General features: G+C 61.6%; 25 protein-coding genes and 1 pseudogene. 12 read left to right on the forward strand and 14 right to left on the reverse strand.

Annotated elements, in window-relative coordinates; all coding sequences use genetic code 11:
- A pseudogene (locus AB4Z10_RS26065) lies at nucleotides 1–545 on the reverse strand (hypothetical protein); the annotation flags it as partial.
- Nucleotides 546–673: 128 nt separating this feature from the next.
- Between AB4Z10_RS26065 and AB4Z10_RS26070 the strand changes: the two are divergent.
- Nucleotides 674–1,699: a helix-turn-helix domain-containing protein gene (locus AB4Z10_RS26070; RefSeq protein WP_441473311.1), complete on the forward strand. Its 1,026-nt coding sequence runs from the start codon at nucleotides 674–676 to the stop codon at nucleotides 1,697–1,699.
- 232 nt (nucleotides 1,700–1,931) lie between these two features.
- On the opposite strand, the gene AB4Z10_RS26075 is transcribed toward AB4Z10_RS26070, so the two are convergent.
- On the reverse strand, nucleotides 1,932–2,240 hold the full coding sequence (locus AB4Z10_RS26075; RefSeq protein WP_441473312.1) for a DUF1236 domain-containing protein: 309 nt from the start codon (nucleotides 2,238–2,240) through the stop codon (nucleotides 1,932–1,934).
- A gap of 151 nt (nucleotides 2,241–2,391) precedes the next feature.
- A complete protein-coding gene (locus tag AB4Z10_RS26080; RefSeq protein WP_441473313.1) occupies nucleotides 2,392–2,652 on the reverse strand; it encodes a hypothetical protein in 261 nt (86 codons plus the stop codon).
- Between the two features lie 278 nt (nucleotides 2,653–2,930).
- Here AB4Z10_RS26080 and AB4Z10_RS26085 point away from each other — a divergent pair, with 278 nt between their 5' ends.
- Nucleotides 2,931–4,070, forward strand: a complete 1,140-nt coding sequence (locus AB4Z10_RS26085) for a hypothetical protein (RefSeq protein WP_441473314.1) — start codon at nucleotides 2,931–2,933, stop codon at nucleotides 4,068–4,070.
- Nucleotides 4,071–4,118: 48 nt separating this feature from the next.
- On the opposite strand, the gene fabI is transcribed toward AB4Z10_RS26085, so the two are convergent.
- The 5 genes from fabI to AB4Z10_RS26110 form a co-directional block, all read right to left on the reverse strand.
- A complete protein-coding gene (gene fabI / locus AB4Z10_RS26090) occupies nucleotides 4,119–4,904 on the reverse strand; it encodes an enoyl-ACP reductase FabI (protein WP_441473315.1) in 786 nt (261 codons plus the stop codon).
- Between the two features lie 12 nt (nucleotides 4,905–4,916).
- Complete coding sequence (locus tag AB4Z10_RS26095; RefSeq protein WP_441473316.1) at nucleotides 4,917–6,098, reverse strand: acetate/propionate family kinase; 1,182 nt, start codon at nucleotides 6,096–6,098, stop codon at nucleotides 4,917–4,919.
- A gap of 3 nt (nucleotides 6,099–6,101) precedes the next feature.
- Nucleotides 6,102–7,079, reverse strand: coding sequence for a phosphate acetyltransferase (locus AB4Z10_RS26100; RefSeq protein ID WP_441473317.1), 978 nt, complete (start codon nucleotides 7,077–7,079; stop codon nucleotides 6,102–6,104).
- Nucleotides 7,080–7,082: 3 nt separating this feature from the next.
- Nucleotides 7,083–9,287: a DUF3141 domain-containing protein gene (locus AB4Z10_RS26105; protein ID WP_441473390.1), complete on the reverse strand. Its 2,205-nt coding sequence runs from the start codon at nucleotides 9,285–9,287 to the stop codon at nucleotides 7,083–7,085.
- Nucleotides 9,288–9,596: 309 nt separating this feature from the next.
- A complete protein-coding gene (locus AB4Z10_RS26110) occupies nucleotides 9,597–9,926 on the reverse strand; it encodes a CYTH domain-containing protein (RefSeq protein WP_441473318.1) in 330 nt (109 codons plus the stop codon).
- A 203-nt stretch (nucleotides 9,927–10,129) separates the two neighbouring features.
- Here AB4Z10_RS26110 and AB4Z10_RS26115 point away from each other — a divergent pair, with 203 nt between their 5' ends.
- The gene (locus tag AB4Z10_RS26115; RefSeq protein ID WP_441473319.1) at nucleotides 10,130–10,576 is read left to right on the forward strand and encodes an SAVED domain-containing protein; all 447 of its coding nucleotides are present in this window, start codon (nucleotides 10,130–10,132) and stop codon (nucleotides 10,574–10,576) included.
- 276 nt (nucleotides 10,577–10,852) lie between these two features.
- Entirely contained in the window at nucleotides 10,853–11,524 is a 672-nt protein-coding gene (locus AB4Z10_RS26120) for a hypothetical protein (protein WP_441473320.1), read from the forward strand.
- A 304-nt stretch (nucleotides 11,525–11,828) separates the two neighbouring features.
- Here the strand turns inward: AB4Z10_RS26120 and AB4Z10_RS26125 are convergent, their stop codons facing one another.
- Both AB4Z10_RS26125 and AB4Z10_RS26130 read right to left on the reverse strand, forming a co-directional pair.
- On the reverse strand, nucleotides 11,829–12,917 hold the full coding sequence (locus AB4Z10_RS26125) for a HigA family addiction module antitoxin (protein WP_441473321.1): 1,089 nt from the start codon (nucleotides 12,915–12,917) through the stop codon (nucleotides 11,829–11,831).
- Between the two features lie 23 nt (nucleotides 12,918–12,940).
- The gene (locus AB4Z10_RS26130; RefSeq protein WP_441473322.1) at nucleotides 12,941–13,279 is read right to left on the reverse strand and encodes a type II toxin-antitoxin system RelE/ParE family toxin; all 339 of its coding nucleotides are present in this window, start codon (nucleotides 13,277–13,279) and stop codon (nucleotides 12,941–12,943) included.
- A gap of 163 nt (nucleotides 13,280–13,442) precedes the next feature.
- On the opposite strand from AB4Z10_RS26130, the gene AB4Z10_RS26135 reads away from it, so the two are divergent.
- From AB4Z10_RS26135 to AB4Z10_RS26150, 4 genes are read left to right on the forward strand one after another with little or no spacing between them, the layout of a single operon-like run.
- Nucleotides 13,443–13,973: a hypothetical protein gene (locus AB4Z10_RS26135; RefSeq protein ID WP_441473323.1), complete on the forward strand. Its 531-nt coding sequence runs from the start codon at nucleotides 13,443–13,445 to the stop codon at nucleotides 13,971–13,973.
- A complete protein-coding gene (locus AB4Z10_RS26140) occupies nucleotides 13,970–14,296 on the forward strand; it encodes a hypothetical protein (protein ID WP_441473324.1) in 327 nt (108 codons plus the stop codon). Before AB4Z10_RS26135 ends, AB4Z10_RS26140 begins: the two co-directional genes overlap by 4 nt.
- A 57-nt stretch (nucleotides 14,297–14,353) precedes the next feature.
- Nucleotides 14,354–16,426 (forward strand): ATP-dependent helicase, encoded by a 2,073-nt coding sequence (locus AB4Z10_RS26145; protein WP_441473325.1) that lies wholly within the window; start codon nucleotides 14,354–14,356, stop codon nucleotides 16,424–16,426.
- Nucleotides 16,423–16,719, forward strand: coding sequence for a hypothetical protein (locus AB4Z10_RS26150; protein ID WP_441473326.1), 297 nt, complete (start codon nucleotides 16,423–16,425; stop codon nucleotides 16,717–16,719). The genes AB4Z10_RS26145 and AB4Z10_RS26150 overlap by 4 nt, the downstream gene beginning before the upstream one ends.
- A 68-nt stretch (nucleotides 16,720–16,787) precedes the next feature.
- Here the strand turns inward: AB4Z10_RS26150 and AB4Z10_RS26155 are convergent, their stop codons facing one another.
- A complete protein-coding gene (locus AB4Z10_RS26155; protein WP_441473327.1) occupies nucleotides 16,788–17,039 on the reverse strand; it encodes a hypothetical protein in 252 nt (83 codons plus the stop codon).
- A gap of 200 nt (nucleotides 17,040–17,239) precedes the next feature.
- Here AB4Z10_RS26155 and AB4Z10_RS26160 point away from each other — a divergent pair, with 200 nt between their 5' ends.
- Nucleotides 17,240–17,464: a DUF6894 family protein gene (locus AB4Z10_RS26160; RefSeq protein WP_441473328.1), complete on the forward strand. Its 225-nt coding sequence runs from the start codon at nucleotides 17,240–17,242 to the stop codon at nucleotides 17,462–17,464.
- Nucleotides 17,465–18,188: 724 nt separating this feature from the next.
- Here the strand turns inward: AB4Z10_RS26160 and AB4Z10_RS26165 are convergent.
- A complete protein-coding gene (locus AB4Z10_RS26165; protein WP_441473329.1) occupies nucleotides 18,189–18,440 on the reverse strand; it encodes a hypothetical protein in 252 nt (83 codons plus the stop codon).
- A 318-nt stretch (nucleotides 18,441–18,758) separates the two neighbouring features.
- On the opposite strand from AB4Z10_RS26165, the gene AB4Z10_RS26170 reads away from it, so the two are divergent.
- Complete coding sequence (locus AB4Z10_RS26170) at nucleotides 18,759–19,274, forward strand: GNAT family N-acetyltransferase (RefSeq protein WP_441473330.1); 516 nt, start codon at nucleotides 18,759–18,761, stop codon at nucleotides 19,272–19,274.
- Between the two features lie 64 nt (nucleotides 19,275–19,338).
- Here AB4Z10_RS26170 and AB4Z10_RS26175 read toward each other — a convergent pair whose 3' ends face one another.
- The gene (locus AB4Z10_RS26175) at nucleotides 19,339–20,271 is read right to left on the reverse strand and encodes an NADP-dependent oxidoreductase (RefSeq protein WP_441473331.1); all 933 of its coding nucleotides are present in this window, start codon (nucleotides 20,269–20,271) and stop codon (nucleotides 19,339–19,341) included.
- Between the two features lie 365 nt (nucleotides 20,272–20,636).
- Here AB4Z10_RS26175 and AB4Z10_RS26180 point away from each other — a divergent pair, with 365 nt between their 5' ends.
- Nucleotides 20,637–20,885, forward strand: coding sequence for a hypothetical protein (locus AB4Z10_RS26180; protein WP_441473332.1), 249 nt, complete (start codon nucleotides 20,637–20,639; stop codon nucleotides 20,883–20,885).
- A gap of 12 nt (nucleotides 20,886–20,897) precedes the next feature.
- Entirely contained in the window at nucleotides 20,898–21,629 is a 732-nt protein-coding gene (locus tag AB4Z10_RS26185; protein WP_441473333.1) for an SOS response-associated peptidase, read from the forward strand.
- 36 nt (nucleotides 21,630–21,665) lie between these two features.
- Here AB4Z10_RS26185 and AB4Z10_RS26190 read toward each other — a convergent pair whose 3' ends face one another.
- On the reverse strand, nucleotides 21,666–23,318 hold the full coding sequence (locus AB4Z10_RS26190; protein ID WP_441473334.1) for a M20/M25/M40 family metallo-hydrolase: 1,653 nt from the start codon (nucleotides 23,316–23,318) through the stop codon (nucleotides 21,666–21,668).
- Between the last annotated feature and the right edge of the window lie 61 nt (nucleotides 23,319–23,379).

A 23,379-nucleotide genomic window follows, 5' to 3' on the forward strand; every position in this document is an offset into this window, starting at 1 on the left:
AAGGAATAGGGCGTGTCGCTGTTTGGCGTGACGATTGCCGTATCCTTGTAGGTGAAGACGTTCGGTTCGTTCTTGATCTGATTGAACGGAGCCTTGAACTGGCCAGAATTGCGATCGATCGCATATTCATGCATGACGGCATAGTTCATCACGATAGGCAGGCCGTAGATGAACCCTGCCTCGGCGATGTCCTTGGCTTCAAACATGTTGGGCCATGCGGATTTGTTCTGCGCAAAGACCGTGGTGGATTTCACCGTGGCGGCGAAAGCGGCCATCGCAGCCGAGCCAAGAAGATCGCGTTTCGTCAGCATCTCAACAGTTCCTTTCGGTTCGCAAACTTCAACCAGGGCGCGTTGGTTTATACTAAGCGATTTGGCGATGATACGGAATTTCTTCGAGGCAGCAACTAGAAAAGGCCGGAACGAGTCCTGCGGGACCTTGGCCAGGTCGTTAGTGCTGCTTGTTAAAGCCTCTGCTAGCGCGAATCCTGGACGTGACAAGGTCGCGAAGATAGCTAGACTGGCCAACCTCTTGCTCAGGTTCACAGCAGAAAAATTCCTTCAACCGATCAATATTATGACTGCCGCCCCAAGGGATTTTCCCGTTTGCGCGCCACTTATACTGTGCAACAAACCAGCAATCGGAATTCAAAACCACTCATTTCGCGCCACCCTTGCGGCTTTTGGAACGTCCCGTGTCTGACGTACCGGTCATCTCCAGCCTCATCCTGCACGGCATGCCGGCATTCCTGCGTCATGAACTCGGGGCGAGAGCGCTTCTAAAGGCGAACCACGCGGCGGGCTTCGACCTCGAACGGACCGAGGGCCGCAATTGCTTTATCCCGCACGCCGCAGTGCTCAGCTTCGTGAATGCCGCGGCAAGAGCGGCAGGCGAGCCCAATCTCGGGCTCTTGATGACGCCAATGATGAACGCCGGCAATTATGGCAGTTTCGGGCGCTACGTCCTGGGCGCCGATACGCTCGGGCAATCCATCCAGCGGGCGATTACGGCCCTTGGCTATCACAGCACGGATGACCGGATGTCGCTTGCGATCATCGGCGACGAGGCGCGCTACAGCTACGTCTTTGCCTTAGCTGGCCACATTGGCTACGACATGATCGCAGGTGCGGCGGCCGGCGTTCTGCTCAGTGTTCTCAGAGCCTATCTGCCTTTCGAATGGCGGCCACTGCGCATCGAGCTCGATATCAACAGGCCGCGCCAGGCCACCCTGTTCGAAGATCTCTTCCTCTGCCCGGTCATATTCAACGCGCCGGCCGTAGCGATCGTCATGGAGCGCTATCATCTGTCGGCTGCTCGGAACCGAACGTCATGGCCGCTTGTCACCCTCGAGGATGTGGCGCGAGACCGGACCGGTGGAGCTCCACGCGCGCTGCTCGACGTCGTCACGGCACTGGTTCGGGCCCAAGTTCTTACCGGCAGCGTTTCGATCGATCAGGCCGCGCGACCGATGGGTACCAGCGTCCGAACGTTGCAACGGGAATTGAACCGGGCCGGTACCGATTTCCGCAGCCTGGCGAACTCAGCCCGGCTGCAGCGCGCGATAGAACTGCTCAGGCACATGGACGGCTCGATCACCCGCGTTGCGGCGGAGATGGGCTATTCCTCGCCCGCCAATTTTGCGCGCGCCTTCCAGAAAGCGACCGGCCGCACCCCGCGGGAGTTTCGCTCGAACATGTAGCCAGAAGGGACGCCCGCTAGGACTCCCCGCAATAAAACTGCTCACGTTGGCGCCAAATCGAACCAGTGACTGCTGCACGAGGGGCGCTCGGGCGGCACCCATTTCAGATGTCGTCAGCGGGACCGGCGGCCTCTACGGTTTCGAGGCAGCCTCGCAAGCTCCGACACGGAATTGGCTGCCCGGTGCCCGGCCTCGCTTCGGCGCGGCCGGGCCTCTCTTGTTTCGGCGAAAATCACTCAATAATTTGAACGATCTTGCGAGTGCCTGGTTCGACCAGAACCGTCTTGTCGTTGATGACCGCGAAGCGGTACTGCGTTACGCCGACATCAGAAGGTAACGTATGCAGAGTAACGGAGCTCGGCAGAGCTGTTCCGACCGAAACCGTTTCGGTCACCTTCATCGAGGCAGGCTTTTCCTTCATGACATATGTCCGGACCTTGCTTTGCTGCTCCGTCGTGATTGTGGTCGTTGTGGAAGTCTGAGCTAACGCTGCCGTGCTTGCGAGCGAAGCAACCAGCGTTATCAAAACAGAGTAACGCATCGAGGTTCTCCTTTTTGGGCCCCCTCCTGATGCGCAAACACCGATGCAGCGTGCTTGTTCCGTCGCTGATTGCGGGCCTGAGATCCGGATTTGGCGTTCTGCGCACTACCGGTTTTTCCCGTGGGATTGGGTGTCTCGGCGTCTTTTCCCGCTATTCGGCAAGAGCGGCCGCGATTTCCTGCTCAAGCTCGATCACGATGCGCCGATAATCGTCGGCAATCGCAGCGGCCGCCGGCTCCGTTTTCTGAGTCCATTGGATGTAAGCAAGCGACGCTAGCTCGTAGCTTTCATAGAGGTCAAGAATCGAACCTTCGGCGGCTCGCTCAAGCTCGCCCCGCCGTTTGGGCCAGCGGAGTATCAGTCTCGCCAGTCCTGATTTCTGTTGTGGCGTCATGGCGACCGCGGCGCTCAAAGGCGCAAGTTAGTCCCCCTTTGGAGCTGTAAATATTGTCCTTTGTGCCAAGGATTTCGCGCCGACGCGGCGGGGAGCCGCAATCTCCTTTGAGGGATGCGTAGAGGCCCACACGGCTCTTTTTGGTTCTTCGAAGAGGGAGGCATACATACGAAGTTACCGGAAGGCAGAACTCATCAACCTACGGTCGGAATTGGCGTTGGCGTTCAGCGCTGGATAAGGCTACCGTAGCGTTTAGACTGATAGTCTTGTTGCGCCTTGCGTTCTCGGAGGCGACCGTGGAAGCTTCAGGGCCTTCGAATTGTGATGAGGTCCTGGCTGCGCTGCCGGGCACTGATTCAGTCAGGTCTCAGCTTACTCGTATCATTGGAAGCGCCGACTTCGATGCCCCGGGACGCGTCAAGGCATTTTTCCAATTCATTGTCGATGAAACGCTTGCGGGACGAGGGAGCCGGCTGAAAGCCTTCACAATTGCGGTTGCCGTGTTTGGCCGAAGCCAAAGTTTCGACGCTATGAACGACCCGGTCGTCCGGATTGAAGCAGCCCGTCTGAGGCGAGCCCTGGAACGTTATTACCTACTGAACGGCAGACACGACCGGGTCATTATCGAGGTCGCGAAAGGTAGCTATGTTCCCAACTTCCGGTGGCGCGACGGCGCGACGCCCTCGCCGCCACTGACTGAGCCACCCGACGTCGAGGCCCGGAGTGGCACGGTCAGTCTTGTGGGTGTCGCCGAGCGTTGCGGGATCTTGCTCGGTGGCATATTTTTCGCCGTGGCGCTGAGTCTGATTGCCGTCATGCTGCTGACTGGGCGGGAGCAATGGGCACCATCGGCTTCCCTTGAGGCAGTCGCGCCACAAATGATCGTGAAGCCTTTCGTCAGTCTTTCACCGTCTTCGGAAAGCGCCGCTTTTGCCGCAGGGCTTTCCGAGGAAGTCCTGAACCGTCTCGCTCAGCAGAAGCGGTTAAGGGTTTTTGGAAAAGACGGGCCGGCGGGCGAGACATCTGTCGACCCAGGCTATCGAATCGCGCGTCAGTACATTGTCGAAGGCAGCGTTCGTCAGTCAGGCAATACGTTGAGGGTTGTCACACGTCTGATTGATGCCCGTACGGCAGCGGTCAAATGGGCGGATTCAGTAGACGCCGATCCGCGTGCCGGATCGGATATGGAAGCGACTCTGGCGACGAAGTTGGCCGATTTGGTTGTCCTACAGACCGAGGTCCCGTCCTCCTCGGCCGAAGCTCTGGCGCGCACTGCAAGGGACCGCCGATCATCGGAATCGCCGCCCGACAGCCCAGCATGGCCCCCAGGAGACACCGAGCCGCGTAATCCAAGGGAGTTCCGCGTCTCGGTCAGGGCGGCGCCCGGCGGTCATCCATTCCCCCAAGACTCGGATTCCACCCAACAGACCCGCTAGGATGCGACGACGGTGCGTTTCTTGGACTTTGAAGGTCTGCTTCGTTACTCAATCGACAACATGATATCCGCCGTCGATGTAGAGGACTTGGCCAGTGATGAGCCGAGCTGCATCGTGCGCAAGGAACGCCGTTGCGGCGCCGACATCGTCGATGGTGACGAGTTCGCGGGCGGGCGCCTTTCGCTTGGCCTTCTCCAGAAGCGAATCGAATTCGGGGATCCCAGAAGCCGCCCGGGTTGCCAATGGGCCGGGCGAAATCGCATGCACGCGGATGCCCTTCGGGCCCAGTTCGGCGGCCATGTAGCGCACGGCCGATTCCAGTGCCGCCTTCGCCACGCCCATGATGTTGTAGTTCTCCACCACCATCTGCGAGCCGTAATAGGTCATGGTGAAGAGCGTGCCGCCCTTTTTCATCAGGGGCTCTGCGAGCTGCGCCATGCGCATGAAGGACCAGCAGGAGATCTCCATCGTCTTCAGGAAGCCGTCGAGCGGGGCATCGGTGACCCGCCCTGCCAAAGTGTCGCGCGGCGCAAAGGCCATGGAATGGACGACGAAATCGAGCTCGCCCCAGCGCTCGGTGATCTGCTCGAAGACAGCCTCCATCTGCCCGGGCACGGCGACATCCAGCGGCAGGACGATCGGAGCTTCCAACTGTCGGGCCAGCGGCTCGACATGAGGCCGGGCCTTCTCGTTGAGATAGGTTACGGCCAGTTCCGCTCCGAAGGCACGGAAGGCACGGGCGCAGCCCCAGGCGATCGAGCTCTCATTGGCGATCCCGACGATCAGGCCCCGCTTTCCCTCGAGCAGCTTTGCTTTCACGGTCGGAATGGTCATGACGGCCTCGGCTCAAGGGTTGGCGGTGATCAGTCTCAGGGTATGGCCCGCTATCATCAGTTCCTCGTCTGTCGGAATGATGTAGAGGCCGATGCGGCTCGCTGGCGTCGAGATCAGCGATGCCCCGGCCCGATTTGCCTCGGGATCGAGTTCAGCCCCTAGCCACGCCATGCGACGGACAATGCGCTCCCGCAGTTCGGGCGCGTTTTCTCCGATGCCCGCGGTAAAGACGAAGGCGTCGAGCCCGCCGAGCGCCGCTGTCAGCGAGCCGATGTTGAGGGCGCAGCGATAGACGAAGTGGTCGATCGCGAAGGCGGCACGCGGGTCCTCGCTCGCGAGGAGGTCACGCACGTCGTTGGAGATGCCGGATAAGCCTTTGAGGCCGGCTTCGTGATAGAGCAGCTTCGAAACGGCCTCGGCCGGCATCCCCTTCTGCATGATCAGGTACAGCACGACTCCAGGGTCGAGTTGCCCGGGGCGCGTCCCCATCGGCAGCCCGTCGAGCGCCGTGAAGCCCATCGTGCTCTCGACGCTATGTCCGTCCAGCAAGGCGCACATCGAAGCACCGCTGCCGAGATGGGCGACGATCACCCGGCCGGCCGCGATCTGCGGCAACGCCTCGCGGAGGAGCCCGGCGATGTATTCGTAGGATAGCCCGTGGAAGCCGTAGCGTCGAATGCCTTCGCGATGGAACGCCAGCGGCAGCGCGTAGAAATCGGCGAGATCCGGATGGTCGCGATGGAAGGCCGTGTCGAAGCAGGCCACCTGCGGCACGTCCGGGTTGATCTCCATTGCGAGCCTGATCGGCAGCAGATTGTTGGGCTGATGCAGCGGCGCCAGCTCGGCATAGGTCGCCAGCTTGTCGAGAAGCGCGTGGTCGATGATGGTCGGAGCGGCATAGTCGGGTCCGCCATGCACGACGCGGTGACCGATCGCCAGCAGGCTGAACCCCTCCAGGCTACGTAGCCAGCTCCGCGTCCGGTCGATCGCGGCAGGGAGGTCCGGCACCTCCTCACGCTGGAGGCTCAGATCGATCAGGGACGTGCCCTTGGCGTCAGAGGCCCGCAGGCGCGGCCGTTGCCCGATGCCGTCGAGCTGCCCGCGGACCTGCCGCGTCAGCGCCCCCTCGGAGACTGTGAAAATCTGAAACTTGAGGCTCGACGAGCCGGCGTTCACCACAAGGATCGCATCCATGGCCTAGACCGCCGCCACGGAGGCAATTCCTCGCCGGGCGGAGGCATAGAGCGCGGCGACGGCGCATGATGCCAAGCGCGTCCGGACTGAATCGGCCCGCGATGTCAGGATAATCGGCACGCGCGCGCCCAGGACGATGCCCGCCGCGTCGGCGCGGGAGAGGAAGGTCAGGTTCTTGGCGAGCATGTTGCCCGCCTCGAGATCAGGCACGACGAGGATCTGCGCATGCCCGGCGACGGGTGAGACAATGCCTTTGATCGCAGCGGCTTCCGGCGAAATGGCGTTGTCGAAGGCGAGTGGGCCGTCGACCAGCGCGCCTGTGATCTGGCCGCGATCGGCCATCTTGCACAGCGCTGCGGCCTCCATCGTCGAGGGAATCTTGGTCGTCACGGTCTCGACGGCCGAGAGGATCGCGACGCGCGGAACGCCGAGACCAATCCCGGCCCAGAGATCGACGGCGTTCTGAATGATATCCCGCTTCGTGTCGACATCGGGGAAGATGTTGATCGCGGCGTCGGTGATGAAGAGCGTCTCGGCATGGCCTGGTACGTCCATGATGAAGACGTGGCTTATGCGCCGCTCCGTGCGCAACCCCGTAGCGGAAGCAGTGACCTCGCGCATCAGCTCGTCGGTATGGAGGCTGCCCTTCATCAGCAATTCGCCACGCCCTTCCCGGATGAGCTTTACGGCTTCGGCCGCCGAAGCGTGGCTGTGCGGCGCGTCGACGATCTCGATGCCCTCGAGATCCAGTCCCTCGGCCGTGGCGACCTCACGGATTCTGTGCTGCGGCCCCACCAGAATGGGCGTGATCAGCCCCTCGTCGCGCGCTTCGAGCGCGCCGCGAAGGGAGGTGGCATCGCAGGGGTGAGCGACGACCGTCAGCGCCGGCGTGTCGCTGCGGGCCGCCGCGATCAGCCTGTCGTATTTGGAGCCCAGTGGCGTGGCGTCCGCACCTAAGGTGCTGCTGTCGGCGGAATGCATGGCCTAGGCCCTCTGCCGCGTGGCGATGTGCAGCTTGCCAGGCGCGATCGAACCCACCGGTGAAGCGACATCGAAGAGGCGTCGGATCTCGTCGAGCCGATCCGCGGCCTCCCCTGAAAGTGGACCTCGCGCCGTCGCCACCTGCTCAATGAGCTTGAATGCAGCGGTTCGCTCCTCGCGATCAGGTGGCAACAGGACGGGAAGCGCCCGCAACGCCTCGGCTTGATCGATCAGCAGCATGAAGAACTGCTCGCGTGTCAGCGATTTGAAGTCGCTCAGCGTCAGGCTGCGGGCATGCTCGCCCTGCCTGCGCAACCGTCGGATCGCTTCGAAACTGCGCTCGTCGGCACTTTCCCGCGCCATGCCGATATAGAGCAGCGCCCGCACGCAGGCGTGAAGCAACTCGCCGGATGCCATGCTGGCGCGCAGCTCCTCGATCCGCTTCGCCAGCAGTTCGGCGTGAAGCTTGCTTTTGGCGGCGCCTCGCGGGCGGCGTTGCGAACTCGTGTCGATGCCCATGGCCGATTGCAGCAATGGCGAGCCATAGACGGCGCGGAACGTCTGCTCGGAGATGCGCTCGACCATCTCGCGCCAGTTATCGAGAGCGCTGACGATTTGAGTAGAGACCGCTTCCTGCGCCTTGAGGAAGACGTTGTCGTCGGCAACTGGCTGGCGCTCCAGGCGGGCCTGGGGCACCGCCAGTTCAAGCCAGGACAAAAACGGATTCCGCGAGCCGAACACCTCATATTGCAAGCGCAGCGGATGCAGTGCCCGCATCGCCTGCGCCAGGGCAGGGTTTGCGGTCGCCTTGACCCACGGTTGAACCAGCGCGCGGTAGAGGGACAGGTTGATCTCCGATACGCGGGCGGCCGTCGCAAAGCGCCGCTCATCGTCGAGGTCGTTCCCGCCCAGCGCGCGGATGTCGTCGAGGGTCCGCGCTTCGCAGCGCATCACCCATTCGCCGCCCACCAGATCCGGGTTGGCGCCAGCTTCGGATTTCGGCTCGAAGATCGCCTCGTAGAGACCGGGGGGCAGGACGTCGATGAAGTCGATATTCGAGGCGAACTCGTCGTGCTCCTTTCGGGCCACGGCGGCCGATACGAAGATGCCGAGATGTCCGATCTTGTCATGGATGGCGTAGACGATCGTCTGGCCATAGGAGCGGATCTCGTCGACGCTGCCATAGAGATCGAGGATCCAGTCGAGCGCCTGCTGAGGCGGGGTGATATTGTCGCCCTTCGAGCAGAAGACGACGATCGGCGAGCGAATGTTGCGCAGGTCGATTGCCGTGCCATCGGAGGTTCGGACCTCGCCACAGGCCAGTCGGTTGCCGATGAAGAGCTCGTCGACGATGAATTGAATCTCCTCGGCATTCAGCGTGACGTGGCCGCCCCACCATTTTTCGAAGCCGAGATAGCGCTCCACCTCCGTGTCGATCTTCGAATAGAGGTTGTACTGCTTGGTCCAGAGCGTGTTGGCCGGGTTCTGGTTCTCGAAGTTCTGGACCAGCCAGGCGCCGTCGAAGGTTCCCGCACCGAGGTCGCTGGTGAGGGCCGTCAGCCAACTCCCGCCCAGCAGGCCGCCGGAATATCGCATCGGGTTCTGGCCTTTCACGCCCGCCCAGTAAGACAAGGGCGAGCCTGCCAGGATGATCGGTCCGAACAGCTCCGGCCTCAACGCGGCGAGGATCATGACGGCCCAGCCAGCCTGGCAATTCCCGATCATGCATGGCTTGCCGTCGGCCTCGGGATGGCGCGCAATGACCGCTTCGAGAAAGACGGCCTCGGCGAGCGCGACATCCTCAATGGTCTGCCCCGGGACAGCGTCGGGCAAGAAGCCGACGAAGTAGCAGGGATGTCCAGCCTTCATGGCCACCCCGATCTCGCTATCCGCCTTGAACCCGCCGATGCCCGGCCCGTGGCCCGCACGCGGATCGACGATGACAAAGGGGCGCTTCGTCTCGTCGATGACCAGGCCCTGGGGCGGTGCAATTCGCGCCAGGACGTAATTGACCGGTCGGGGAAGATGACGTCCGTCGCAAATCAGCTCGGCGTCATAGTCGAGGACATGGGGAGCGAGCTGCGACAGATGCTCCTCATACTGGAGGCCCCGTTGCCTGAGGGCGTCGAGGAACAATACCAAACGCTGCCCGGCATCCGTTGCATAGGAGAGCGCGTCGGCAAAGGCATCCGCGGGTTCTTTGGCCATGGCCACACTCCGGAGCTGCTTCGGGTTTGAATGGGCAGTCGGCGTCGCTGCGGGAATCCTGCGACCCATCGGACACGACGCTTGAGCATGGCCCGCGCCGTGCCGCTGTTCATTCGTCGCCCAGCGCGCATTTCCCCGTCGCGTGGTGCCGCCTCTGTCGGGCCGCTCCACAGCGTACGACGACACACCACCACAACGAGCGGCTTCAGCGTAGTGTCCTCGAGGACAGCTTGCTTTTGCGAAAGCGGCGCCTGATGCGACTTCTCCCCGACGCGCGGCCACCTATCCGGCCCATGTATCGGCAGAACCTCAGAATGTGGCCTGCGCCGTACCGGGCCTCTCGGCCAGTACGGCGTTCCGATACTCATGACGTCCTGTGACCTCTTCGCCGACCCAGGCAGGACGGCTTAGAGGTTGGTCAGCGAACATCAGCTCGACTTCCGCCAGCACCAAACCCGAATTCGTTCCCTGAAACTCATCGACAGTCCAAATCAGGCCATCGAACTTGATGATGTGTCGCGTCTTTTCGAGCGTGCGGTTCTCGCAAAGCGTCCTTAGGATCTCTTCGCCGTCCGCGAGAGGGATCTCGTATTCGAATTCGGCCCGAGCGAGGCCGGCGGTCGGAGCGTTGAACCGCACCAGCCTGACGGAGCAGCAAGTGAAAAAAGCCGAGGGCTTCCGGATTTGAAAGAGTGGCTGAAGTCAGGGGCTCACTGATACTCCCACAGAGCATCGACGACCTTCAGGACGTTCGCTGGAACCCTGGTAGCTTGTGACGGACGTGCAGTTGACGATAACGGCGCCACTTTGGAGGTGCGGCCGCGGAACCATATGGAGGATGCGTGCGGCACCGCGAGCCGGAGACATGGAAGTGGCAGTTGGACAAGCCGCCCATCGCGTTCATGATCGGCGAGCCGATCGCTCCTGCGGGGGCAACGGCAGCCTTGAAGCTCGGAATCAGCGCCACCGTGAACGACGACCGCATCGAGGCGGTCCTTGGCGCAGGCGTACCGATCTGGTCCGTCACCGCGGCCGCGCCCGGGAACGACGTCATGCGGCTCCCGGAGGATCTTGCCGCCTACCGGAAAATCCTACGGGGCGTGTACGACCGCATCAAGGCAGCCCATGGCGAGAATGCAATCATCCATGTCTTTCCCGCGGTCCCGATTTCCGTGGCGGTCGAAACCGGGCGTGTGTGGATGCCCAAGGCGGACCTGCCGCTGCTGATTTACGACCAGAACCGCAAGAGCGGTGGCTTCTTTCCTGCAATCGAGATCAGACACGTCTGATTGTCGAGAAGGATCGCCGTGGCTGCATACTACTAGGACTCGTCGGACAGTCTCCTGCATTAGCCCCGTCTCCGGCAAATGTTCCTCCCCACTAGCCCGCGTGGTGGGAATGAACAATTCACTCTCAAAATCAATTCTTTGCGGAATTTTCGCTTAGGCATTCCAAGATTGCGCAATGTCCGAGACAGCCAAAGCACGCCGTTTGCGGCTTGCGCGCCCGCATGAGGACTTCAAGGACATGCCGCCATCCAGGGCGGAGGTATCCGGTGAACCGTCATGAGCTACGACCATTCCAGACATGAGAACCGTCTTCGTGCGAGCGCCCTTCTCGAGGAATTGAAGGGCAAACTTACCGATATCGGTACCTCCACCCTCGACGTGAAAACCATGACGGCCGCTTCGTCACTGGAATGGTGGCGGCTGTCGAAGGTCGAAGGCGTTCATGTCTATCAGGGGGACGATGGGTGGCAAGCCGACATCACTTTCAAGGATCTCCCCTTTGGAGTGCCGACGTTGATTGGCAGCCCGGGAACCTACCAGAGCCAGTCGGCGGCATTGAAGGGGGCCATTCGGCAGCTCTCGATTCTTGCCGTGAACGACAAGCTCCCTTTGCCTCGCACTCAGGAAGGCTTCCGCTGGTTCAAGTTCGACAATGTCGAGGTGCCGGTGAACGCCAATCTGATCGAGACCTTTCCCCAAAGGCTGGCAGCCGAGGGATACACCGACTTCAAGGCGAAAGGCCGTCTCGCCTGGTTCCGGCACCAGCTCGCGGACGATAAGCCAATAACGGCGAGGATTTTCGAATCGCTGGATCAGGACGATCAGAACAGCATCAGGATCGCGTGCGCGATCGCCCTTAGCCTCGGCGTTCAGCAGTTCTCGATCGAGGATGGCCTCTGGAGCGAGTTCTCGCCCTCCGAGGGAATGACTTCGACGATGCGCACGTGAAGGCGTCCGACCCTTGGCTCTCGTTGTCGTTCGAAGACCTTCCAACCATAATTGTACCCAGAAATGGATTTTGGGTACAGGTTTGGGTGGGCTCGCTGGCCGACCACGTTTCCAGAGTATCACGCACGCGCCGACGAACACCAATCAGCAGGGGCGGCGTCGATTCCCAGGAGGCAATCCGCACGCCCCCCGCGACATTGCCATCATGGCCCCCGACGCCGATGCCGCCTCGCGGCGCAGGTTCCTGCGCGGAAGCCTATGGCCTGGCCACCGGAACGTCCGAACGCGCTGCCGATTGCTTTTCTTAAACGGGTTCGTCCATGAGCTCGAACTGGACTTTCAAACCATTCATGTGACTGAATGGGATGACCCGGCGGTGCTGAAGCATTCCGACGATAATTCCGGGATGCACATCGATCGAGGACGCGAAGGCTACGATTTCATCCTTGGATCGCGGGTTTGTCGCGGCGAAAGCGTTGAGGCGGTTACGTCCGACAAGAGCTTCTTCGGCCCAGGCGTCCGCCTCGGTCTCGATACCGTCTCCGACGCCGCTCTGATCGTCCGCGAAGTTCTTGCCCTTATGCAGCACGATGTGCGCGGCCTCGTGGAAAAATGTCCACCAGAAATGATCGTTTGACTTCATTCTCAGCGACATCTGGATAATCGGACGCTCTCCGTCGATCCAACGCGCAGAACCGAACAAGCAGGTCTTGCTCAAAGGCTTTTGAAAGACCAGCGTCACGCCTGAGGAGCGACAGATGTCGATCATCTTAGGTTCGAAGACTTCAGGCTCCTCTACCGTAAGAGCTCGGATGGCGCGACAGCCCTCCACGAATGCGTCCCTATCAAACGGCAGATACGGCTCCTGACGAACCTTTTGCTCTCCCAGGATGAGCCAGCAGAGCTCATGCTCCTTCGATGTCGATCCCGAACGAGCCTTGCGATGTTGGACGGCCAATGAGCCGATTCTCGCCTGCAAGGCGGCCTGCGTCCCGATCCCGAGGAAGGACAGCAAGCCGTCCACCAACGCTCCCTCGTCGCGCGTATCCGGGAGACGATGTAGGGCCTTAAGTTCCTTGATCGGAAACGCACGCAGCCAGTCGCGCGCCGAGTTCGCCTTCTCGCGACGACGTGCTTCGAACAGGTCCCACTCAGCCTGCAACCCGGTCCATATGTGAGCCTTCAGGCCGAGCACGCGCTCAAGCTTGATCGCCGTCTCAGGAGAAACGGGGTTCGTGCCATTGACGATGGTGCTCACGAGCTTGGCGCTTAAGCCCGCCACGCGCGCGAACTCAGCCTGAGTGTATCCGCGCTCCTCGATGTACTCCGCGAGATGCTCCCCGGGATGAACGGCCCAGTCAGGTTCCCAGGTCGTTTGAACTGAACCGGCCATAGTGGCCCTCCTTGGCAATATCCCTAGCTGCCGTGGTAATCGACGACCTCCACCAATTCGATGTCGGTCACCTTGGTCAGATCGATCCCGCCGTCCGCGAGACGCGGAAGGGGATCGTTGGTCGGGATGAAAATTAGTCTCCAGTTGTCCTTGAGCGTCACGGAAAACTGGCCTTTCCGATCGGCGCCCAGCATGTGGCACCGAGGGGGCGGCGTCCTGGGCACCTCGTCGAGATTCCGAGCCTGCCTTAAAAGTGAAATCCGGACCTTCAGGGGTTTAGCGCGATCTCCATACGCGCGGACCATGAGCTTGCCATCCGTACATTCCTTCTCAAAACGATTGCTGCTGAAGGCGATTTTCACCGAAGCGCCTCGTTACGTATTAGGTAATACATTCGGAAGCGTTACTCAATAGGTAACGACCAAAGGATGCGCATGGCTTATGGAAAATGCGAAACCCGCTCCCAAGCCGAACTCCGGGGACGCTCATCAAAGGCGTGCCGCTGTCCCGCAATCGCGCCAAGCGTTGATCCGCATCAACGCAAAAGACTACTCGCTCGGATATCAATTAGTCCCATGCCCCCAAGTCATGACGAATCGAACCAGCCGAGTGTTCGATGGCAAGAGAAGTTTGGGCAAGACGTGCGGTCGAAAATCCGGACAAAAATTCATGGAGCGATGCGGCTTCAGGAGCGAGACCCTGAGCCGAGATGGCCCGATCGGGCATTCGTGCGTAGTGATCAAGCGCGGCTTCGTCGGTGAGATTCGCTTGACTCACCGCCCCTATTGTTCTCTTTATGTTCCGTCAATCGAGGACATCATCATGGCAGCAGTCGAGGCTTCCCGCCCGCCTGAACCAGACCCTTTTGCCGTTGCCGATGAGGAGATCGATGCGGTCCTGGAGGAAGCCAGCGGAGATTCCCGGGAGGCGATCCGGATGGTCCTCCGGGACCTGGCCGTCATGGCAGCCGACGCCGATGCAGCTTCGTCGCGTGGGTTCTTGCGCGGTCGCTTTTCGGAGGGGCGGCGCCGTCCTCGCGTCGTCGGCGAAACATGAGACGCAAGGGTGAGCTATCGCCTGCTGAAGTCGACCGTCGCTGGCCCCACCAGGTTGCAGTCGAAATCCCGCCGGGCCATGGGCTCGGCATCGTACCAGCGACCGGACCGCTCTCGTCGCTTGCTCCTCGTGGCCATGAGGTCGCCTACGACGGCAAGCGATATCGGGTGTTCTGCTTCTCCGATCCGGACCAGGCCGCGCGCTTCAAAGACATCATGGGCGGCCTCGATTTCGATCATCGAGACCGCGGCCGCGGAGCCCATTGGGGAACCTGGTATCCGGGGCGCGGAGCCGCCCGCGATGCCAAGCGCAGCCGATCCTGACGAGGGCTTATCATTCGACATGGTAGGTTCGGGCGAATCATTATCCAGCAGATCCTCATGAACGTCGCCGCCCCGATCAGCTATCTCGACACGCTCAATCCGGCGCAGCGGCGCGCCGTCGTTCATGGCGTGGGCGCAATAGCGTCCACCCCGCTCCTGGTCATTGCGGGCGCCGGATCGGGCAAGACCAACACGTTGGCGCATCGGGTCGCGCACCTGCTGGTCAGCGGCGCCGACCCACGGCGTATTCTGCTGATGACCTTCTCGCGCCGCGCGGCATCGGAGATGTCAAAGCGCGTCGAGCGCATCGCGCGGAAGGTTCTCGGCGACGGTGCCGGGGTGCTGAGCGACGCCCTCACCTGGGCGGGTACCTTTCACGGCATCGGCGCCCGGCTCCTCCGCGACTGCGCCGATCAGCTCGGCCTCGACCCGGCCTTCACCATCCACGATCGCGAGGATTCCGCCGATCAGATGAACCTCGTCCGGCACGAGCTCGGTTTCTCGAAGACGGAAGCGCGCTTCCCGACGAAGGGGACCTGCCTGGCGATCTATTCGCGGTGCGTGAATTCGGAATTGCCGATCGAGGACGTGCTCGGTCGGTCTTATCCGTGGTGCGTTGCCTGGGCAGCCGAACTCAAGGACCTGTTCGCCGCCTATGTCGAGGCCAAGCAGCAGCAGAACGTCCTCGATTACGACGACCTCCTGCTCTACTGGGCGCAGGCGATGACCGACCCGGATATCGCTGCGGATGTCGGCTCGCGCTTCGACCATGTGATGGTCGACGAGTACCAGGACACCAACCGCCTCCAGTCCTCGATCCTCCTTGCGCTCAAACCGGATGGTCGCGGTCTCACCGTGGTCGGCGACGACGCGCAATCGATCTATTCCTTCCGAGCGGCGACGGTCCGCAACATCCTCGACTTCCCCGCCGCGTTCTCGCCCCCTGCGGAGGTCGTCACCCTCGACCAGAATTACCGCTCGACCGAGGCCATCCTCTCGGCCGCCAATGCGGTGATCGATCTGGCCACGGAACGTTTTACCAAGAACCTCTGGACCGACCGCGCCAACGGGTCGCCTCCCCAGCTCGTGCATGTTCGCGACGAGGCCGATCAGGCCCGTTTCATCGCCGATAAGGTCCTCGAGAACCGCGAAGGCGGCTCGACGCTGAAGCAGCAGGCGATCCTGTTCCGGGCGTCGCATCACAGCAGCCCGCTCGAAATCGAGCTGACCCGCCGCAACATTCCGTTCGTGAAGTTCGGCGGGCTGAAGTTCCTCGATAGCGCGCATATCAAGGATCTGCTGGCGATGCTCCGGTTCGTGGAGAACCCGCGGGACAAGGTCGCCGGCTTCCGCGTGATGCAACTTCTCCCGGGAGTGGGGCCGACGTCGGCGCAGCGTGTGCTCGCTCACATCGCACAGGCGGCCTCCCCGATCGAAGCGCTGGAGAACGCCCCTGCCCCACAGCGCGCCGGCGACGACTGGCCCGGGTTTCTCGCTGCGGTCGCCGAGATCCGCTCCGGCGGCGCTGGCTGGCCCGGTGAGATTGAGCGCGCCCGGCGCTGGTACGAGCCGCATCTCGAAAGAATTCACGAGGACGCATCCACGCGACAGGCCGACCTGGTGCAACTCGAGCAGATCGCCAGCGGCTACCCTTCCCGGGAGCGCTTCCTGACCGAGCTCACGCTCGATCCCCCCGATGCGACAAGCGACCAGGCCGGGGTACCGCATCTCGACGAAGACTACCTGATCCTGTCGACAATCCATTCAGCAAAGGGCCAGGAATGGAAGTCGGTCTTCGTCATGAACACCGTCGACGGCTGCCTTCCGATTGACCTGGGGACTGGATCGAGGGACGAGATCGAGGAGGAACGCCGTCTGCTCTATGTCGCGATGACGCGAGCGAAGGACGATCTGCACCTCATGGTGCCGCAGCGCTTCTTCACGTCTGGTCAATCCGGATCCGGCGACCGCCACGTCTACGCCAACCGCACGAGGTTCATCCCGAATGGCTTGCTCGGTCATTTCGAGCTGGTCGCCTGGCCGCACGCTCCCGCGACGGAACCCGGTCGCACACCGAGCGGTGCCCCGAAGGTCGACGTTCGAGCCAAGATGCGCGGCATGTGGAGATGATCGGCGTGGCCGAGAGTTGGCCTCACCAGGTTGAGATCGAAGTTCCCCCGGCCGGGTTCCAGATGAAGCTCCGCGCGATGGAGACATGGTTGCAGGAATGGGAAATCCGGTACCGCATCGGATCCTCGCTCGGCGCGACAGGGCAGATGCGCGTTTGCTTCACGGAGGAGAAATTCGTCCGGGCATTCCCGCATTACCACGGCAGCCGGATCGTCCCCGTCGATGAAGTTGCGGGGGCTCTTGCTGCCGATGCTGATGATGAGGCTTTCTATGACAGCTTGTCGGGCGATTGACGGCACTGACGTGGCGATGGCCAGCCGCCGTTGCGCAAAGGCAGGAAGCGTACGCTCGCTCCCGCGCCTCAGTTCCACGCTCGGATGGCGTAGGTGTCCACAAGTTCGGGGTTTCCATCTACAAATGATTGGCAAGCCTGTTTGAGGCTGAAGAGCTTCTTCGCGCTGTAGTTTGGGTGCTCGCCATCCAGCTTGAGGTCGGTATCGACCATGAGCACTCTCTTTTCGCCATCAAGATTCATCCGAATGATGCTCGTCGCTTTGGCGTTCTGATGAACGATCATGGTGTTGGCCCGTTGGTGCGGCGGCTTATTCGGCACTCAAGAGTGAGGTCCTGGCGCAGGTTCCGCAACGGGTCGGGAGTGGACGTTGGGGCATCGTCCGGAAGCGGACATCGGATGCCGTGAAGCGAGGTCTGAGAACGGCCCCGCAACTGCCCCCCGCGAGCGACACGTTCGGACGGAATTCCCTGGCACAGCGAGTTGTGCTTGAGCGCGTCCCACGAAAGGAGACAGGACGAATGCGGTGGAGAGGAGCGCGGCGACGAGTGTCACATTCCTCCGGCAGGCACCTATGCTCACAAGAATCTCCCTGGATATCCGTGCTGACTCAGCGAGCCCTCGCCGATATGGCCAAGGACAAGTTGCCGGATGGCAATCGCTTTGATCTGAGAGCGCGGGTCGAGAATGAGGCCGGCCAGGAAGTTTACCGCGCCTCTCTGAAGTTCAAAAAAGAGAGCGATTAAGCGCGCGGATTTCCTTCAGACGCCGTGCTCGCTCCTGATGCCGCGGCCAAGCCCGCCAAATCGCCGGCGCCGCCTCTCGCTTTTTCCTCCACGTACTTCAATCGGGTCGCGGCGGTGTTGGGGAGCCCACGAGCCCGTAGCCAATCCAGAAATTCGTCTGGACGGATCGTGACAATCTGAAGCGCTCGCCCGTGAGCGAGCCAAGCGTTCATGACTTCTAGGGCTGACGCATACCAGACCTCATAATCGCTTGGCATGTCGTCATGGTCGTCGGCAAGCTCCCACATGCGCTGAAAATCAGCGCGCTCGTACCACGGCAAGACGGCCGTGTACGTCTCGACTGTCGGTTTCACTTGAGGGCCAATCGTTCGCGTGCGACGCGAGAAGTGAGGAGCCACCGCGATCAAGCGCGGGGACAGAGGTTTTTTAGCGTTTGGGCTTCGGCTTCCGCTCCGTGAGAAGGTAGTTCTGAGCTTCGCGGCTCAGTACCACCTGGGCACCGTTACGCCTTGCCAAGCGCTCTGCGGCCTCGATGGCCTCGAACAGGTCGGGAGACTGTCCGTAGTTGGCGCCGGTGACATCTCGCGCCGCCCATTCAAGGCCGACGCGATATATGCTTAGCACACTGGACATTCGATGACCCCGGCGCTCCAACATCAAGGAACGCCTGGAACCTTTTAATGTTCCTAGCAAGCCACGCCGTTGGCCTAAACACCAAAGGCTCTTAGGCCGCCAGCGCCGGGGTACGCCCGGAGACTGCCAAGTAGCGGTCGCTGAAATGGGTCACGACGAAGCGGACCTCGGTGCCGTCCTCGCAAACCAGATCCATTCGGTCGCCATATGAAGCCGGATTGATGCCGGACGTATTCAGAAGCAGGTAGCCCGAGCGGACTTCGTCAAAGTTGGTTGCAAATTGAAAATTGAGAGGCAGCCTGCGTCCGTCGCGCAGGATCAAATGGCCCTTACCGATATGCATGACAGGTCTCCGCCTCGGCGGCGTCAATGCGCGCCGCCAGCGGTCATTTCCAAAAGCGGCATGGAGACAACTGCAGCAACATAAGGCGCCATGGCCCAGGCAATGTCTATGTCATTTGATGGAATGACGACGAGCGATAACCCGTCTCTCGGACCGTCGTTCTCCGGAGGGTCAATGTCTGCAAAGGGTCGATAACGGATATACTCACGCGGAATTCCGGGGGGGTAGTGACAGAAGGTTCACTCTGCCGCCGTCGATCGAAGCATTTAGAAAGTGTAGGAGGCGAACACCGGGGCATCATCCACTATGATAAGTCGCATGCAGGGACCCATCGTCGATATTCAGACCGAGCGCCTTCAAATCCAGCCTTTCTCTGCCGCTGACGCCAGTGAAGCCTTCGATGCGATCACTCCCACGTTGACACGCTATATGGCCTTTGAGCCCCCGGCGTCGTGTTCGGCGTTCCAGAGTGTCTGGCATCAATGGCTTTCCACGATAGCGGACGGTTCTGATTTGACTTTTGTTATCCGTCATCGTGAGACAGGCGTCTTTATCGGCTTGGCTTCCTTGCACAACACGAGAGCGCCCAATCCAGAACTCGGAATTTGGGTGAGTGAACGCGTACAGGGACAGGGCTACGGCAGTGAAGCGGTGCGTGCCGTCGCAGCATGGGGCGCGACTGCCTTTGGCTCCCATACATTTCGGTATCCGGTAGCTGAGGCCAATGGTCCAAGCCGGCGGATTGCCGAGGAAATGGGCGGGCAAGTGGTCGATCACGAAATAACGCCGAAATACGCATCCGCAATTTACCGGATACCTTGCCGAAACTCATAGCCGAGGCCAAGCATCGACGTCCGTACAGGGTCGTTGGCGGACGGAAAAGTTCGTCGCGCGATCTCTAATTAACCGCGGGCTTGTGCATCTGCACGATGACCTTGCCCTTCGCCCGCCCGGTTTCGAGATAGGCAAACGCCTGCTCGATTTCCGCGAATGGGAACACCCGGTCGACGATTGGACGAAGCCGGCCGGCATCGACGAGAGCGGCCAATTCGGAAAGCTCGGCTCCGCTGGGATGCATGAACAGGAAGCGGTAGCGCGCGCCGTGCTTTCGCGCCTTCATCCGCAGCGAAAGACTGGCGAACCAGAATAGCCCTGCCAGCAGCAGGCCGCGCCCGAGGTCCTTCCGAGCGGTCTCGGGTTCCGGCGTGGCGGTGATCGAAACCACCGTGCCACCGGGCTTCACCAGTGCGAACGACTGCTCTAGCGTCTCGCCGCCCACGAGATCGAAGACGCCATCGACATTTCGAACACGATCTGTGGCCCGCTCGGTCGTATAATCGATGACGGTGTCTGCGCCGAGCTCTTCGACGAGGGCGCGGCCACGTGGCGATGCAGTCGTGACGACCTGAGCGCCGAGCCATTTGGCGATCTGGATCGCGAGAGTGCCGACCCCGCCGGCTCCTCCGGAGATGAAGACCTGATTGCCCGGCCGCAGATGCAGCTCAGCGCGCAGCGCCTGCAAAGCCGTTAGCCCCGCCAGCGGAATGGCTGCCGCTGTATCGAAATCAAGGGTTTCCGGCATGGCCGCGACGACCTGTTCGGGCACGCAAGCGTATTCGGCAAGGGCCCCCATCCGGTCCTTCGGAACACGCGCAAAAACCCGATCGCCGGGAGCGAAGCGGGAGACGGCCTCGCCGCATGCCTCGACGATGCCCGCAAACTCGTTCCCGAGCACGATCGGTAGCGGGTAGCCCTGGATGACGCGCAGCTTGCCCTCGCGGGTCTTGAAGTCGACGGGATTGAGACCCGCCGCGCATACGCGCACGAGCACGTCGCCAATCCCCGGAACCGGTTTGGGGACATCGCGGAGCTGTGCTGTCTCAGGTCCGCCATATCGTGCGAGGACAAAGGCCTTCATATCGGCACTATGCGGCTTGTCGCGTCATCGGAAAAGCTCAGCTACAGGTGAGGGATCACGAGGCACCATGACGGATAGCGTTCGGAGCTCCGGTGTTCCGAGCGTCCCGCTCCGTCGCGCGGATGATTTGCTCGAGCGCATCGTTATGTTGAAGGCGGATATGCACGCGGCTTTGGTACTCTCGCGTATTTCCTTGAGGTCACGCGTATCGAAGCCGAGCTTCAAGCCGACCGCATAGCCGAGGAACAAGTGACCGGGGAGCGCGTACCGGATGAGTTATGGCGACCGACCACGGACCGGGATTGATGGCGAAGAAGCCTGCCGAGCTGCCTGAAATCGATCTCGACGTCGTTGACGTGAGGCAGGTGGCTATAACGACCGATCCTCAGGGAGAAACGATGATCAGCCTGGAGATGGCCGGCGGCCAGGTCATGAACTTGGTCTTCACGCCCGGGTTGCTGGCCAAGCTCGAAGCCTTCCTCGCGAAGGCCAACGAGGAGCAGGCCAAGATTTCTCACATTCAATAGAGGCAGCACCCGATGTGCGGTCGATTCAGCCAAGCCTACACCTGGGAAGAGATCGTCACCTTCAGCCAACCTCTGACCGTGCCTGCGGATCGGCCGAACCTGCGCGCCCGCTACAACATCCCGCCGACCACCGACGTCGACATCATCGTGAAGACCGAGGCCGGGCGAGAGCTTCGAAAGGCGCGCTGGGGGCTGATCCCGGGGTGGTGGAAGAAGAATCCTTCGGAAGTCGGGTCGACCCATAACGCTCGCTCCGACCGAATGAGCGACAGCGCGATGTTTCGCTCGGCCCTCGTCAAGCGGCGCTGCATCATCCCGGCAAGCTCGTTCTATGAGTGGACGGGCACGAAGGGCGAAAAGGTCCCGCACYGGATCAGCGCTGCGGATGGCGGATTGCTGGCGTTCGCAGGCCTGTGGGATCGATGGACCGATCCCGAGACCGGCGAGGAGATCGTTTCCTGCACGATTATCACCCGGGACGCCGATAAGTGGATGTCGGCCATCCATCACCGGATGCCAGCAATGCTGCACCCCAGGGATTTCGACGCCTGGCTCGACGGCACCGGCGGGAAGGAGCTCCTCGACCAGCCTCTACCCGAGCTTCGCGAGTGGATCGTCAACAGCAGGATGAACAACGCTAAGGTCGGCGACGACGATCCTGCCACCGAGGAGCCCATCTCCGCCGAAAGCCCGCCAGCGAAACGTCCGCCCGAGGAACCGCCTCCCCAGGGCAGCTTATTCTAAGCGTTTGGTTCCAACCCCGCTTGGGTTTCAGCAGACCTATCCGAGGAAACGCTTCACGATCTCCCGCAGCAACCGGGGCAATTCATCGAAAGCGTAAGGAGTGTGCACTCGCTCGAGCCTTTGATGAAATTCCCGTCCCCACGGGCCGATGTTCACAACCGGGAAGGACAGGACATCTTCGCCGACCGCGTCGACAAGCTCGCTGGCCGGCGTATTGGCTGCAATGGAGTCGCTATCGGCGTCGGATGGGCGATGTCCAAAAAAGCTCATGTCCGAAATACCGGTAAAATACTCACGATACTTGAGCGCTCCTCCACCGGCGCTTTCATGCGCGAGCCGCGCGCTTTCGATCGCGTCGGCAAAGCCGGAGGGATTTTCTGCCCTGGAGAGGTGGGTCGAGGGATATACGAGACTGCTGAAGCCATAGACGATGGCAGGACCGGTCACGCTGGCTTCCGTAACCATCGCGCTGACGATCGCACGCGTCTGAGCGAGAGGATCGTCGGAGGCGCGCCACTCGAGCTCTACATCGTTCACCCGGGCAACGGCATCGGCTCCGCCGACCTGCTCGACCCGCTTCATCAGTTCTCCGACCGCGATAAGCGACGCGGCTGCCACCGGGGCCGCCTGTGGTATTCCCACCATCGCGGAATAGCTGTGCGCACGCTGATTGAACTGCTCGATGGCCGCAGCCGCGGCCGTTCGGACGGCTTGTTCGAAAAGACGCAGAAGCTCAGGGGCCGTCCAGTTGTGCGAGAGCCAGTTGAAGGCGATCCAGACCCGCTCCGGCGTGGTGACCTCATAGCCTCCTCGTAGGTCCTTCGCCTCCAGGCAGATCGGCGGCGGCGAGACCTCACCCCCTGCCCTGTCGGATAGCGCAGGGTTAGCCTCCACGGCTTTCGTGATCTCTGACGCGATCAGTTGGGCACTGACCCCCTCGAACGGATAGCTTGCATGGGAGGAATGACCGACGACGAACGCGAAGGGCAAGGCCTTGCCGATCGTGCCGCGATAGATCGCGCGGCCTTCTGCTCCGTCGCCTTGATCGCTGGTCGCATCCAGGTTGATGCCCGCCTCGATCTCGAGTCCCAATTCTGCCGCGATGGTCGGAAGCGCATCGCGTAGGCTGCGCATTCCCCGCGAGCCGCGCTCCTCGTCGGGGGTCGCGATCAGGATGAGATTGCCGAGCCGTTCCGGATCGGCGGCGAAAGCTTCGAGAACGGCGATCCCAGCAGCTAAACCGCTCTTCATGTCGAGCAGCCCGCGACCGGGCAGGAACTCCCCGCCCCTGACGTCCTCCAGAGCGCGACGTTCCGCCGCGTTTAACGGCCGGCTCTCCAGATCGGCGATCAACGCCGCCAGCAGTTCGTCAGGCTTGAACGCCAGCGGAGCCAGCTCTCGGTAGTTTTCGACTGACACGACGTCGTAATGCCCCGCCATGGCCAGTGCACGGGACCCYTTTCCCCGGACAATGGCCACCACGCTTCGCCTCATCGGATCGCCATGACTGTTGACCAACCGCACTTGGCTCGGATGATCGCGGAAATAAGGAATTTCGCGGAGCAATTCAGACATTCGCTCCCCGAATTCGGCCTCGCCCAGGGAACCGGTTTCGCTACCCCAGCCGACCAGACGGCAGGACAGCTCCCGAACTCGAGGGCCGGGATTCCAAGTCGTTCGGGATTTCATCAGACGCTCCGCGATTGCAGCCGGGAGGCAACATATCCGGGCACATGGAGAGCAGAAACGT

It is taken from the genome of Allobosea sp. RAF48, assembly GCF_052114025.1.
In the GTDB taxonomy this organism is placed as follows: Bacteria; Pseudomonadota; Alphaproteobacteria; order Rhizobiales; family Beijerinckiaceae; genus Allobosea.

Excerpts from the sequence above, each read along its gene's own strand:
- AB4Z10_RS26075 (WP_441473312.1), bottom strand. The coding sequence starts at position 2,240 with ATGCGTTACTCTGTTTTGATAACGCTGGTTGCTTCGCTCGCAAGCACG.
- fabI (WP_441473315.1), bottom strand. The coding sequence starts at position 4,904 with ATGACCATTCCGACCGTGAAAGCAAAGCTGCTCGAGGGAAAGCGGGGC.
- AB4Z10_RS26095 (WP_441473316.1), bottom strand. The coding sequence starts at position 6,098 with ATGGATGCGATCCTTGTGGTGAACGCCGGCTCGTCGAGCCTCAAGTTT.
- AB4Z10_RS26100 (WP_441473317.1), bottom strand. The coding sequence starts at position 7,079 with ATGCATTCCGCCGACAGCAGCACCTTAGGTGCGGACGCCACGCCACTG.
- AB4Z10_RS26105 (WP_441473390.1), bottom strand. The coding sequence starts at position 9,287 with ATGGCCAAAGAACCCGCGGATGCCTTTGCCGACGCGCTCTCCTATGCA.
- AB4Z10_RS26120 (WP_441473320.1), top strand. The coding sequence starts at position 10,853 with ATGAGCTACGACCATTCCAGACATGAGAACCGTCTTCGTGCGAGCGCC.
- AB4Z10_RS26125 (WP_441473321.1), bottom strand. The coding sequence starts at position 12,917 with ATGGCCGGTTCAGTTCAAACGACCTGGGAACCTGACTGGGCCGTTCAT.
- AB4Z10_RS26140 (WP_441473324.1), top strand. The coding sequence starts at position 13,970 with ATGAGACGCAAGGGTGAGCTATCGCCTGCTGAAGTCGACCGTCGCTGG.
- AB4Z10_RS26145 (WP_441473325.1), top strand. The coding sequence starts at position 14,354 with ATGAACGTCGCCGCCCCGATCAGCTATCTCGACACGCTCAATCCGGCG.
- AB4Z10_RS26150 (WP_441473326.1), top strand. The coding sequence starts at position 16,423 with ATGATCGGCGTGGCCGAGAGTTGGCCTCACCAGGTTGAGATCGAAGTT.
- AB4Z10_RS26160 (WP_441473328.1), top strand. The coding sequence starts at position 17,240 with ATGCGGTGGAGAGGAGCGCGGCGACGAGTGTCACATTCCTCCGGCAGG.
- AB4Z10_RS26165 (WP_441473329.1), bottom strand. The coding sequence starts at position 18,440 with ATGCATATCGGTAAGGGCCATTTGATCCTGCGCGACGGACGCAGGCTG.
- AB4Z10_RS26170 (WP_441473330.1), top strand. The coding sequence starts at position 18,759 with ATGCAGGGACCCATCGTCGATATTCAGACCGAGCGCCTTCAAATCCAG.
- AB4Z10_RS26180 (WP_441473332.1), top strand. The coding sequence starts at position 20,637 with ATGGCGACCGACCACGGACCGGGATTGATGGCGAAGAAGCCTGCCGAG.